At 65.1% G+C, this 11,848-nt stretch carries 12 protein-coding genes; 7 read left to right on the top strand and 5 right to left on the bottom strand.

The features are described 5' to 3' along the window. Nucleotides 1-225 precede the first annotated feature (225 nt). Both ABFK29_RS04630 and ABFK29_RS04625 read left to right on the top strand, forming a co-directional pair. Nucleotides 226-963: an N-formylglutamate amidohydrolase gene (locus tag ABFK29_RS04630; protein ID WP_005855123.1), complete on the top strand. Its 738-nt coding sequence runs from the start codon at nt 226-228 to the stop codon at nt 961-963. A gap of 53 nt (nt 964-1,016) precedes the next feature. Further along, nucleotides 1,017-1,331: a DUF1244 domain-containing protein gene (locus tag ABFK29_RS04625; protein WP_005855121.1), complete on the top strand. Its 315-nt coding sequence runs from the start codon at nt 1,017-1,019 to the stop codon at nt 1,329-1,331. Between the two features lie 155 nt (nt 1,332-1,486). On the opposite strand, the gene ABFK29_RS04620 is transcribed toward ABFK29_RS04625, so the two are convergent. The 4 genes from ABFK29_RS04620 to leuS all read right to left on the bottom strand — a co-directional run bounded on the left by ABFK29_RS04620 (nt 1,487) and on the right by leuS (nt 6,318). Next, nucleotides 1,487-2,071, bottom strand: coding sequence for a glutathione S-transferase family protein (locus ABFK29_RS04620; protein WP_005855119.1), 585 nt, complete (start codon nt 2,069-2,071; stop codon nt 1,487-1,489). A 143-nt stretch (nt 2,072-2,214) separates the two neighbouring features. After that, nucleotides 2,215-3,240: a DNA polymerase III subunit delta gene (gene holA / locus ABFK29_RS04615; protein ID WP_005855117.1), complete on the bottom strand. Its 1,026-nt coding sequence runs from the start codon at nt 3,238-3,240 to the stop codon at nt 2,215-2,217. Continuing rightward, on the bottom strand, nt 3,237-3,776 hold the full coding sequence (gene lptE / locus ABFK29_RS04610; RefSeq protein WP_005855115.1) for an LPS assembly lipoprotein LptE: 540 nt from the start codon (nt 3,774-3,776) through the stop codon (nt 3,237-3,239). Before lptE ends, holA begins: the two co-directional genes overlap by 4 nt. After that, complete coding sequence (leuS, locus tag ABFK29_RS04605; protein ID WP_005855114.1) at nt 3,763-6,318, bottom strand: leucine--tRNA ligase; 2,556 nt, start codon at nt 6,316-6,318, stop codon at nt 3,763-3,765. Before leuS ends, lptE begins: the two co-directional genes overlap by 14 nt. 270 nt (nt 6,319-6,588) lie before the next feature. On the opposite strand from leuS, the gene ABFK29_RS04600 reads away from it, so the two are divergent. After that, nucleotides 6,589-6,804: a hypothetical protein gene (locus ABFK29_RS04600; RefSeq protein WP_005855112.1), complete on the top strand. Its 216-nt coding sequence runs from the start codon at nt 6,589-6,591 to the stop codon at nt 6,802-6,804. Between the two features lie 283 nt (nt 6,805-7,087). Here the strand turns inward: ABFK29_RS04600 and rpsD are convergent, their stop codons facing one another. Beyond that, nucleotides 7,088-7,708 (bottom strand): 30S ribosomal protein S4, encoded by a 621-nt coding sequence (gene rpsD / locus ABFK29_RS04595; protein WP_005855110.1) that lies wholly within the window; start codon nt 7,706-7,708, stop codon nt 7,088-7,090. Between the two features lie 259 nt (nt 7,709-7,967). Here rpsD and ABFK29_RS04590 point away from each other — a divergent pair, with 259 nt between their 5' ends. From ABFK29_RS04590 to phbB, 4 genes are all read left to right on the top strand, one after another. Next, the gene (locus tag ABFK29_RS04590) at nt 7,968-8,783 is read left to right on the top strand and encodes an EAL domain-containing protein (protein WP_005855108.1); all 816 of its coding nucleotides are present in this window, start codon (nt 7,968-7,970) and stop codon (nt 8,781-8,783) included. A gap of 139 nt (nt 8,784-8,922) precedes the next feature. Next, nucleotides 8,923-10,098, top strand: coding sequence for an acetyl-CoA C-acetyltransferase (locus ABFK29_RS04585; RefSeq protein WP_005855106.1), 1,176 nt, complete (start codon nt 8,923-8,925; stop codon nt 10,096-10,098). Nucleotides 10,099-10,138: 40 nt separating this feature from the next. After that, on the top strand, nt 10,139-10,969 hold the full coding sequence (locus ABFK29_RS04580) for a patatin-like phospholipase family protein (protein WP_005855104.1): 831 nt from the start codon (nt 10,139-10,141) through the stop codon (nt 10,967-10,969). A gap of 119 nt (nt 10,970-11,088) precedes the next feature. Beyond that, a complete protein-coding gene (gene phbB / locus ABFK29_RS04575; RefSeq protein WP_005855103.1) occupies nt 11,089-11,811 on the top strand; it encodes an acetoacetyl-CoA reductase in 723 nt (240 codons plus the stop codon). The last annotated feature ends 37 nt before the right edge of the window (nt 11,812-11,848 follow it).

Below are 11,848 nucleotides of genomic sequence, written 5' to 3'. Positions count from 1 at the left end.
TAGACCTTTCCTTGTCGTCCTGTCCCGTCCTGTTCACCCGGCGCCCGGTCCGGGTCTGCCGCGTCCTTGGTGCCGACCCTGCCACGGCCGCATGCGCGAACTCGACTGAGTTACCGCTAACACGCCTGCTTTATCGCCTAAGTGCGGGGCTTGTGCAACGAGATGTCGCACATTTTCATTCCCCGCAAGGGCCTCTATGTGTAGCTGGCCGGAGGTGACCTGACCATGACATACACACCATTCATGATGGAAGGGGCAGAGCGCCAGAGCCGCTTTCTGATCACCTGCGATCATGCCACGAACCGCGTGCCGCCGGACCTGGGCGGGACGCTGGGCTTGCCGGACGAGGACATGGCCCGGCACATCGCCTACGACGTGGGCGCGGCGGGCGTGTCGCGGGCGCTGGCGGTGGAACTAGGCGCGCCGGTGGTCATGGCGAACTTTTCGCGGCTGGTGATCGACCCGAACCGCGGCGCCGACGACCCGACCCTGCTGATGAAGCTCTATGACGGGACGATCATCCCCGGGAACCGCCACGCGGACGCCGCCGAGAAAGCGCGGCGCATTGCGGCCTACTGGCAACCCTACCACGACGCGCTGGAAGGATTGGCGGCGCGGCGGGACGACACGGTGATCGTGGCAATCCATTCGTTCACCCCGCGCCTGCGGGGTCGCCGGCCCCGGCCCTGGCATGTGGGCATCCTGCACGCCTGGGACGCGCGCCTGTCCGATCCGCTGATCGAGCGGCTGGAGGTGGAGCCGGATCTCGTCGTTGGCCGCAACGAGCCCTACCCCGGCCACCTGCCCGGCGACGCCATCGACCTGCACGCGCTGAGGCACGGGCGGGCGAACACGCTGATCGAGATCCGCCAAGACCTTATCCGCGACGAGGCCGCGCAGGTGATTTGGGGGAAACGCCTGGCGCCGATGCTGGTCTCGGCGCTGGAAAAAGTATCAGATTAAGGCCGCGGTCCAGTGGCCCCGATGACAAGACGAGCGACAAGAGGAGAGACGACATGGATGACGCAACCCGGACCGAGCTGGAAGCGGCGGCCTTCCGTCGCCTGCGCAAGCACCTGATGGAAGACCGTCAGGACGTGCAGAACATCGACCTGATGAACCTCGCCGGCTTCTGCCGCAACTGCCTCAGCCGTTGGTACATGGAGGCCGCGCAGGAAAAGGGCATGGACATTGACCAGGCAGAGGCGCGGGAGATTTTCTACGGAATGCCCTATGGCGAGTGGAAAGCCCTGAACCAGACGGAGGCCGACGCGGGCAAGCAAGCCGCCTTCGAGAAGGCGTTCAAGGAGAACGTGACCGACAAGGGCTGAACGCCCGGGCAGTGCAGGTTGGATCGGGGCAAAGCGGAGAATCTCCGCCCTACAGGTCCGCCCGCCCCTGGCCGGGCGCGCACGTCGGCCCGGTCGGCTAGGTGCGGGCAACCGTTTCGGCGCTTCGAGTCCGTAGGGTGGGGCTATGCGCCACCCTACCCCAACGCCTTCTGGAACGCCGGCCGGTCGCGCAGGCGATCGAGGTAGTCCGCGAAGGCTTGCGGCGGATCGGGAAAGTTCGCCGACCTTGCCCAGCCGCCACAGTGTCCGAGGATGAAGTCGGGCACGGTCATCTCGTCCCCCATCAGGAAGGGTCCCTCCACCTCGGCGAAGAGACAGGCGACCGCAACGGCATAGTCCGCCCGACAGGACGGTTTGATCTCGGGCACACGCGCCGGTTCGGGCAGGACGAAACTGTGCCGCGCGGCGCACCAGAGCGGCGCTTCGATCTCGTCGAGGATCCGGAAGGTGAAGGCGTCCTGCCGCGCACGCTCGTGGCTGCCTGCGGGAAAGGTGAAACGGCCATGGGTGTCCGCGAGGTAAGTCAGGATCGCCGAACTGTCGCGCAGGCAGATGCCGTCCACCTCCAGCACCGGGATCTTGCCCGAGGGTGTCAGGGCCCGCACCTCGTCCGATCGCGGCGCCATCGGGATGTGAAGGAAGGCGGCGTCCAGTTCTTCAAGCATCCACAGGACGCGGAAGGTGCGGCTGCGCACCGCCCCGTATACAGTGAATGCCATGGCTGCTCCCTCTGACTTTGCGTTCAGAGTGCTTGTCCGATTAACCACCCGCAAGACGCGCTGAGGTACGTTGGCGGCAAATCGCTCAACCCCGACGTGCTGACGGTTTTCAGGACCACGGTCACGGGCGCCTTGGCACGCGCCTATCGCCGCGCGAGGTGGGCCAGACGTACGAAGGCGCGCTCGACCAGCGCGAAGGCCGGGGCCTTCTGGCCCGCGCTGCGCAGGGTAAGGTCTGCGTCCATGAGCAATTCGAGCGCCGACTCCAACCGGTCCAGGCGCCAGCCCTGTGCCTGGCGCAGGATGCGGTCCCGTCTTGGCCCGTAGACCGGAGGCCGCAGCCGTCCGATGCCCTGCGCCGGACCGCCGGGCGCCGAAGCGAGCGTATACAGCATTCGGAAATGTCGGGTTCCCATGATCAGCAAGGTTACCGGCGCCACCCCCTGCCCCGAAAGACGCTGCATCACCGGCGCGATTTCCCCGGTCCGGCCTTCCGCGAGGATGTGGAACACGTCGTCCATGTCCGCCTCGAAGGACGCCGGGGCGTTAAGCTCGACCTCCGCGACCGAAAGCGGCGCGCTGTCGTCCAACTTGTAAAGCGCGATCTTCTCCAGCGTCATGCGGAAATCGCCCGGCGTCAGGTCCCGCCCCAGCCCTTCGAGCGCGCCCATCGCATCGCGGCCGACCTCGGAGATGCCGGCGCGTTTCAGCTCCGCCTCGATCTCCGACCGCGTGAGTGCGTTGTTGTAAAGCGCTGCAGCGAAGGCGCGTTTGGAGCCTTCGAAAAGCTTGCGCAGAGCGGATTTGGCGGCCAGCGACCCACCGGTCGCGACGATTGTGGCGTCGCCTTCCTGCCAGTCGTCCAGCGCCGCTTTCAACGCGTCGGTCACGCCGTCCCCGGCCTCTTCGACGACAACGGCGCGGGCGCCCGGAAAGAAACCCGTTGCCTTCACCGCGTCCAGAAGCGCTGCTGGATCGCGGCGCAGCTCGGCCCCGTTCAGGCGTGTTATACGCATTTCCTCGTCCGCGCCCGGACCGGTGAGATTGGCGACCAGCTCCTGCCGTTTCATCGCGACACGCATCGTGTCTTCGCCGTAGATCAGCACACCCGCCGCCTTGGGATCGGGCTTGCGGAAGAAGGCGTCGGCGTCGCGCGGCGTCAGCTTCATGCGGGCGACGCGGGGGCCGGGAAGTCGGCGGCGCGCAACAACAGGTCGTCGATCATCTGGTCAGCCAGGATCACCATAAGGCGTTCCTGCGCGTCGCGCTCTGCGGCGCTGGTCGCCACGGTCGAACCAGTCGTGGAATACCCGGTGAAGGCATTGGTCCGTCCGTCGTGCAGAACCGCACCGGTGGTGGCGTCGGTGAGGGTGTAGAAAACCCGGCCGATCAGGCGGTAACGCGTGATGTTGCCTGTCGAAGTTACGCCGATGTCCTGTTCCGTCACCTGGATCCGCACCGCCAGCGCGTAGGGGGCACCGCTTGCGGGACGGCCCAGACGCTCTTCAAACCGGCGATTGAAGACGTAGCGGCGGTCGTTGTCCGGGGCCTGAAGCGCCACGGCGTTCAGCAGTTGCGCCCCGCCGCCGCCCGGCGCGTAGACCGGCGTGAAACCGCAGGCCGCAAGCGACAGGGTCAGCGCACCGAGGCCCGCGAGCACCGCGCGGCGGTTCAGGTTTCCCGTTCTCGTCTCAGACGACCACATTCACGATCCGCCCCGGCACCACGATCAGCTTCTTCGGCTGGCCCCCGTCGAGAGCCTTCACCACAGCTTCGTGCGCAAGGACCAGCTTTTCAACCTCTTCCTTCGCCAGATCCTTCGGCACGTCGATCTCGCCCCGGCGTTTGCCGTTGACCTGGATCGGCAGCGTGACGGTATCTTCGACCAGCATCTTCGGATCGGCCTTGGGCCATGCCGCAACGGCGATCAGACCCTCGCCACCCAGCGCCTGCCAGATTTCCTCTGAAAGGTGCGGGGTCATCGGCGACATGAGCTGCGCAAGCGTCCGTGCGGCGAAGCGCTTCGTCTCGGTTCCTGCGCGGGACTTCGACAGAGTGTTTGTGAAGGCATACAGCTTGGCGATGGCGGCGTTGAAGCCGAAGCTTTCGACACCCATCGTCACGTCGTGGATCGCCTTGTGCGTCTCTTTCAGGAGCGCGGCATCCTCCTGCGTCGGCGGCACGTCGGCCCCTGCGATCTCGGAGGCGATGCGGAAAACGCGGGCCAGGTGCTTCGACGCGGCCTCTGCCCCGGCGGCGGTCCATTCCACGTCCCGCTCGGGGGGCGAGTCGGACAGCACGAACCAGCGCGCGGTGTCGGCGCCGTATGTGGCGATGATGTTCATCGGGTCCACAACATTGTTCTTCGACTTGGACATCTTGGCCGAGGGGATGACCTCCACCTGCGTGCCATCCTTCAGGAAACCGCCGCCATCGCGCAGTTCGACGTCCTCCGGGTAGTGGTACACCGGGCGGCCGTCTGTCCCCTTGGTCTGGTAGATCGCGTGCGTGACCATGCCCTGCGTGAAGAGCGCGTTGAACGGCTCGGCGGATTTTTCCGGCAGGTGGCCGGTGCGGATCATCGCCCGGGCGAAGAAGCGCGAGTAGAGCAGGTGCAGGATCGCGTGCTCGATGCCGCCGATGTACTGGTCTACGTTCATCCAATAGGCGGCGTCTTCCAGGTCGGTGGGCGTCTCGGCGTGCGGCGCGGTGAAGCGGGCGAAGTACCACGAGGAGTCCACGAAGGTGTCCATCGTGTCGGTCTCGCGCTTCGCAGGCTTGCCGCAGGTCGGGCACGCGCAGTCGCGCCACGTCGGGTGACGGTCGAGCGGGTTGCCCGGCACGTCGAAGGTGACGTCGTCGGGCAGCCGGACCGGCAGGTTTTCCTTCTTCTCCGGCACCACGCCGCAATCGTCGCAATGCACGACCGGGATCGGGCAGCCCCAATAGCGCTGGCGGGAAAGGCCCCAGTCGCGCAGGCGGAACTTCTCGACGCCCTGACCCATGCCCTTCGCCTCCATCCAGTCGATGGTGGTGTCGACGGCTTCCTGCCCGGTGGCCACGTCGAGCCCGGCGAAGTGGTCGATCCACTTCACCTTCTCCGTCTTCGGCGGGATGAAGGCGGTGTCGGTCACAGGCTCGGGGTCTTTGAGCGACAGGAAGGTGTCGATCACCGGCAGGCCGTACTTGCGGCAGAAGTCGAGGTCGCGCTGGTCGTGCGCCGGAGAGCCAAAGATCGCGCCCGTGCCATAGTCCATCAGGATGAAGTTGGCGATCCAGACCGGCACTTCCCACGACGGGTCGAGGGGGTGCTTCACCTTCAGCCCGGTGTCGAAGCCCAGTTTCTCCGCCTTTTCCAGCGCCTCTTCGGTGGTGCCGCCCCTGCGCATCGCCGCGACGGCCTGCGCCAGGTCCGGATTGTCCTTCTCAAGCGCCTTTGTCAGCGGGTGATCCGGCGAGAGGCCCAGGAAGGACGCGCCCAACAGCGTGTCGGGGCGGGTGGTATAGACATCGATGGCCTCGAACCCGTGCGACGGCTCCGTCAGAGACCAGGCGAACTGCAACCCGCGCGACCGGCCGATCCAGTTGGCCTGCATCAGCTTCACCTTCGCGGGCCAGTCGTCCAGCCCGTCGATGGCATCCAGAAGCTCACCGGCCATGTCGGAAATCTTGAAGAACCACTGCGTCAGTTCGCGGCGCTCGACCTCGGCGCCGGACCGCCAGCCCTTGCCGTCGATCACCTGCTCGTTCGCCAGAACGGTCATGTCGACCGGGTCCCAGTTCACCACGGCGTTCTTGCGGTAGACCAGTCCCTCGGACAGCATGTCAATGAACAGCGCCTGCTGCTGGCCGTAGTACTCCGGGTCGCAGGTGGCGAACATGCGCGACCAGTCGAGCCCGAAGCCCAGCGGCTTCATCTGGCCGACCATCGTGTCGATGTTGCCGTAGGTCCAGTCCTTCGGGTGCCCGCCGGACGCCATCGCCGCGTTCTCTGCCGGCATCCCGAAGGCGTCGAACCCCATGGGGTGCAGCACGTTGAACCCGTTCTGCTTCTTGTAGCGCGCGATCACGTCGCCCATCGTGTAGTTGCGGACGTGACCGATGTGGATGCGGCCCGAAGGATAGGGAAACATCTCCAGCACGTAGTACTTGGGCTTGTCGCCTTCACGGGTGGCCCTGAACGTCAGGGCCTCTTCCCAGGCCTTCTGCCACTTCGGCTCGATGCTGGCGGGGTCATAGCGCGACATGTATTCCTCCGGGGACGTGGCGGCGGGCGGGTATCCGGTGGCGTGATAAGGTCCGGGAGGTCAAAGGTCCAGTGGCCGTTTGTCGTCGGCCGACACCGCGCCGTGTCGGCGGAACCGGGGTTTCCGGAGCCGCACGGGAGGGGTCGCGAAGGGCCGTGCCCCAGCCATGCACCGGGGCTGTGGCGGGTATGCTGCATCTGCACTGGATGATTGCCGCGCTGCGGCATAACTTGTTGCCAACGGGGGTAACCCAACCGAAGAGGCAAGATTATGGCACATATCACTCACGAGAGCGCACCGCGCCGCAACGTTCTGGCGGACATGTTCAACGGCATGATGGAGGGCCTTGCCCGTATCGCCGAGAGCAGCCACCGCATGAAGGAACTTGAGCGTCTGCAGGCAATGTCCGACGAACAGCTCGCGAAGCGCGGCCTGAAGCGCGAAGACATCGCACGTCACGTGTTCCGCGATGTCATGTACGTCTGAACTCAGGGGCACAACGTCCCTTTGATTTCAAACCGCCGTGCGCCTTGAATGGCCGCGGCGGTTTTGTTTTGTCCGCCCTCGGTCGCCGCGCAACGCATTCCCGCACCTTTTCTGTCCCACGCTGTCAGGCGGCGCGGCCCTTGGGAGGCTCCGCACGAATCGCGGAACGGGGCATTGGGACGGCAGACCATGTCGGCCACCAAACCAGCCCCCGCCCCGGAAACGCGAAAGGGCCGCCCCGAAGGACGGCCCCGAAATACATTCCGGCAAAGCCGGATAACGCTTAGTTCTGCGCGTAATATTCGATGACCAGGTTCGGCTCCATCATCACCGGGTACGGCACATCCGAGAGACCCGGAGTGCGCACGAAGGACGCGGTCAGCTTGTTGTGGTCGACTTCGATGTAGTCGGGAACGTCACGCTCCGGCAGCTGGGTCGCTTCGAGGATGGCGGCCATCTGCTTGGACTTCTCGCGGACCTCGATCACGTCGCCTTCCTTCACGCGGTAGGACGGGATGTTGACGCGCTGGCCGTTCACCAGGACGTGGCCGTGGTTCACGAACTGGCGGGCGGCGAAGACGGTCGGCACGAACTTGGCGCGGTAGACGACGGCGTCGAGGCGGCGCTCGAGCAGGCCGATCAGCAGCTCGCCGGTGTCACCCTTCGCACGTTCCGCGTCCGAGAAGATGCGGCGGAACTGCTTTTCGGTCAGGTCGCCGTAGTAGCCCTTGAGCTTTTGCTTGGCGCGCAGCTGAAGGCCGAAGTCGGACATCTTCTGCTTGCGGCGCTGGCCGTGCTGGCCGGGGCCGTATTCGCGGCGGTTGACCGGGGACTTCGGGCGGCCCCAGATGTTTTCGCCCATACGGCGGTCGATCTTGTACTTGGCAGTCGTGCGTTTGGTCACGGCTGATCTCCTTCTTGTGTTTCGAAGGGCGTTGTCCTCTCCCCGGACGGGTTGCCCCGCGCCCCGGAGTGACAGGCATCCCCTTGCGGGGGCCACCAACACCAATGGAGCGGCCCAAATACACTGCCCCGGTCCAGAGTCAAGCCTTGGCCCACCCGATCTGGCCAATTCGACGCGAAGGCGAACTTTAAGTCGGACTTAACCCCCCGCCGGTCAAATGCCCAAGTCGCGACCTCGCGGCGAATACGGAGCGCCTCCCATGCCGAAGATCAACACCGGCCCTCGCAATGCCCTGGAACACGCGGTCGATGCGCGCGACGCGGGCGTCATGGACATGGTACGCCGTGCGATCCAGCACCGCCAGGTCATCCTCGCCTTCCAGCCGGTCATGCAGGCGGCGCAACCGGACAGGATCGCGTTCCAGGAAGGGCTGGTTCGCGTGCTGGACGACACCGGGCGGGTGATTCCCGCGGGCGAGTTCATGGATACCGTCGAAGACACGGAATTTGGGCGCCTCCTGGATTGCATCGCGCTTGAAAAGGGCCTGTTGGAGCTGCGACGCGTCCCCCGGCTGCGGCTGTCCATCAACATGTCGGCGCGATCCATCGGCTACAAGAAGTGGATGCGCACGCTTCAGCGCGGCATCGCAGACGATCCCACAGTGGCCGAACGTCTGATTCTGGAGATCACGGAACATTCCGCCATGCTCGTTCCGGAACTGGTCACGACCTTCATGGACGACCTGCGAAAGAAGGGAATCACCTTCGCCATCGACGATTTCGGCTCTGGCTACACCGCGCTGCGGCACTTCAAGGACTTCAGCTTCGACATTCTCAAGATCGACGGCGCCTTCTGCCGAGGCGTCGCAAAGGATCCCGACAATCAGGTTCTCGTCGGCGCGATGGTCAGCATTGCCGAGCATTTCGACATGTTCACCGTCGCCGAATGCGTCGAAACACAGGCAGATGCGACCTGTCTTGCCGGTCTCGGTGTCGATTGCCTTCAGGGCTATCTCTACGCCGCGCCCACCGTCACACCGGCATGGCAGGCCGACCAAACGCGCCGTCAAGCCTGACGTCACGTCTCTCTGAGACACCCTGCCTCTTTTGAAGGGTGAAGAAATCGTTTAGTTCATGTCCTCGACAGGCGACACAGAAGCGGTCCGCGCCCCGCGGGCTCGCGATTAAACTTACGCTTGGCCAGGAGGACACCACATGACCAATGTCGTTATCGCAAGCGCTGCACGCACCGGCGTCGGCAGCTTTGGCGGCTCGTTTGCCAATACTCCGGCGCACGATCTGGGTGCTGCCGTGCTGGAGGCGCTGGTCGCCCGCGCCGGTATTGCGAAGGAAGACGTTTCCGAAACCATCCTGGGCCAGGTGCTGACAGCCGCGCAGGGCCAGAACCCCGCCCGCCAGGCGCACATCAACGCGGGTCTCCCGAAGGAATCGGCGGCCTGGGGTATCAACCAGGTCTGCGGCTCGGGCCTCCGCGCCGTTGCCCTGGGTGCACAGCACATCATGCTGGGCGACGCCTCCATCGTCTGTGCCGGCGGCCAGGAAAACATGTCCATGAGCCCCCATGCGCAGAACCTGCGGCAGGCGCACAAGATGGGCGATGTGAAGTACATCGACACGATGATCAAGGACGGCCTGTGGGACGCATTCAACGGCTACCACATGGGTCAGACCGCCGAGAACGTGGCGGACCAGTGGCAGATCACCCGCGAGATGCAGGACGAATTCGCCGTCGCGTCGCAAAACAAGGCCGAGGCCGCGCAAAAGGCCGGCAAGTTCGACGACGAGGTGATCCCCTTCACCATCAAGACCCGCAAGGGCGATATCGTCATGGACAAGGATGAGTACATCCGCCACGGCGCCACGATGGAAGCCATGCAGAAACTGCGCCCGGCCTTCACCAAGGACGGTTCCGTCACCGCGGCCAACGCCTCCGGCCTGAACGACGGCGCGGCGGGTGTCCTGCTGATGTCCGCCGACGAAGCCGAGAAGCGCGGGATCGAGCCGCTGGCCCGCATCGCATCCTACGCGACCGCCGGCCTCGACCCGTCGGTCATGGGTGTCGGCCCGATCTACGCTTCGCGCAAGGCGCTGGAAAAGGCTGGCTGGTCGGTCGACGACCTCGACCTCGTTGAAGCAAACGAAGCCTTCGCCGCCCAGGCCTGCGCCGTGAACAAGGACATGGGTTGGGACCCGTCCATCGTGAACGTGAACGGCGGCGCCATCGCCATCGGTCACCCGATCGGCGCTTCGGGCGCGCGCGTCCTGAACACCCTGCTGTTCGAGATGAAGCGCCGCGATGCCAAGAAGGGTCTCGCAACGCTCTGCATCGGCGGCGGCATGGGCGTCGCGCTCTGCGTCGAGCGCCCGTAAGACGGACCAGAGGCGGGCCCTTCGGGGCCCGTTTCCTTTCATGCCAAGTCTCCCCGAAGACCCCGCCCAGATCGTCTTTTCCGGTGGAGGGCTGCGCTGTTTCTGGCAGGGCGGCTTCCTGACCCGGCTTGCGCAGGACATGTCCTTCGCGCCGAAACGCATCACCGGCGTGAGTGGCGGCGCACTGGCCGGCGCCGCGTGGATCGCGGGCATCGAGCACCGCCTGCTGGACACGATGTGCGCGGCTTTTGAACGACGCGACACGAACATCGACCTGTTCGAGGCGGACAAGAACGGCATCACCCCGCATCAGGAGCTGTACTGCGACGTCGTCGGCCGTGTGCTGAATGACGAGGCCGCCCGCAGGATCGCCCAGGGTCCCGCCTTCCAGATCCAGATCGCCCACCCGCCCGAGACCGGGCTTGCGACGCTGACCGGCACCGCCCTGGCCGCGACCTACGAGGCGGAACTGCACATCGTCGGATCGCCGCATTTCAATTGGGCCGAGAAGATGGGCCTGACGTCGAACCTGATCGACGCGAAAGCCGCGGCGCGCAACGGGCGGCTCGCGGATCTCGTCAGCGCCGCTGCCGTGATCCCGCCGGTTTTCGAACCGCCCCTGTGGGAAGGACGGCGGGTGGTCGACGGCGGCATGGCCGACCAGGCGCCGATGCCGGACCCGGACGAGGGCGAGACGCTGGTGCTGTTGACCCGCGAATACAAAAAGCTGCCCGACGTGGCGGGCCGCACCTACGTCTGGCCGGGCAAGGAAACTCCGGCCGACAAGATCGACTTCACCGATCCGCAGAAGCTGCGGGACACCTGGGCCTTGGGGGAACGCGACGCAGAGCGCTACCTCGCGCGGGGCTAAGGAAAAAGTCTCAACAAAAATCGCGGAAGCGAAGAAATTCAGAGCAACTTTGTTGCGCCATCGCAAACAAGCCGGTAACAAAGTTACCAAAGATCAAGCCACTGACTGGAGGAGTTCCCATGGCAAGAGTAGCACTCGTTACCGGCGGCAGCCGCGGCATTGGTGAAGCCATCTCGAAGGCGCTGAAGGCGGAGGGCTACACTGTCGCCGCCACCTATGCAGGCAACGACGAGAAGGCCGCCGCTTTCACCGCCGACACGGGTATCAAGACCTACAAATGGAACGTCGCGGACTACGAATCGTCCAAGGCCGGCATCGCGCAGGTCGAGGCGGATCTGGGCCCGATCGACGTTGTCGTCGCCAATGCGGGCATCACCCGTGACGCACCGTTCCACAAAATGACGCCCGCGCAGTGGAACGAAGTGATCGACACCAACCTCACCGGCGTATTCAACACCGTCCACCCGGTCTGGCCCGGCATGCGCGAGCGCAAGTTCGGCCGTATCATCGTGATCTCGTCGATCAACGGCCAGAAAGGCCAGTTTGCCCAGGTGAACTATGCCGCGACCAAGGCGGGCGATCTTGGCATCGTGAAGTCGCTGGCACAGGAAGGCGCCCGCGCCGGCATCACCGCCAACGCCATCTGCCCCGGCTACATCGCGACCGAGATGGTCATGGCCGTGCCCGAGAAGGTGCGTGAATCGATCATCGGTCAGATCCCTGCGGGCCGCCTTGGCGAGCCGGAAGAAATCGCGCGGTGCGTCGTGTTCCTCGCGTCCGACGACGCGGGCTTCATCAACGGCTCCACGATCTCGGCCAACGGCGCACAGTTCTTCGTCTGATCATCCGTAAGATCTCATAAGGCGGCGGTCTCGTAGG

It is taken from the genome of Sagittula stellata E-37 (assembly GCF_039724765.1).
Lineage (GTDB): Bacteria > Pseudomonadota > Alphaproteobacteria > Rhodobacterales > Rhodobacteraceae > Sagittula > Sagittula stellata.
Note: the sequence above shows the minus strand (reverse complement) of the source record. Positions and strands in the feature narration are given on the sequence as shown.

Coding starts and splice junctions, on each gene's coding strand:
- ABFK29_RS04585 (WP_005855106.1), top strand. CDS start 8,923: ATGACCAATGTCGTTATCGCAAGCGCTGCACGCACCGGCGTCGGCAGC.
- ABFK29_RS04600 (WP_005855112.1), top strand. CDS start 6,589: ATGGCACATATCACTCACGAGAGCGCACCGCGCCGCAACGTTCTGGCG.
- ABFK29_RS04625 (WP_005855121.1), top strand. CDS start 1,017: ATGGATGACGCAACCCGGACCGAGCTGGAAGCGGCGGCCTTCCGTCGC.
- lptE (WP_005855115.1), bottom strand. CDS start 3,776: ATGTGGTCGTCTGAGACGAGAACGGGAAACCTGAACCGCCGCGCGGTG.
- holA (WP_005855117.1), bottom strand. CDS start 3,240: ATGAAGCTGACGCCGCGCGACGCCGACGCCTTCTTCCGCAAGCCCGAT.
- phbB (WP_005855103.1), top strand. CDS start 11,089: ATGGCAAGAGTAGCACTCGTTACCGGCGGCAGCCGCGGCATTGGTGAA.
- ABFK29_RS04590 (WP_005855108.1), top strand. CDS start 7,968: ATGCCGAAGATCAACACCGGCCCTCGCAATGCCCTGGAACACGCGGTC.
- ABFK29_RS04630 (WP_005855123.1), top strand. CDS start 226: ATGACATACACACCATTCATGATGGAAGGGGCAGAGCGCCAGAGCCGC.
- leuS (WP_005855114.1), bottom strand. CDS start 6,318: ATGTCGCGCTATGACCCCGCCAGCATCGAGCCGAAGTGGCAGAAGGCC.
- ABFK29_RS04620 (WP_005855119.1), bottom strand. CDS start 2,071: ATGGCATTCACTGTATACGGGGCGGTGCGCAGCCGCACCTTCCGCGTC.
- ABFK29_RS04580 (WP_005855104.1), top strand. CDS start 10,139: ATGCCAAGTCTCCCCGAAGACCCCGCCCAGATCGTCTTTTCCGGTGGA.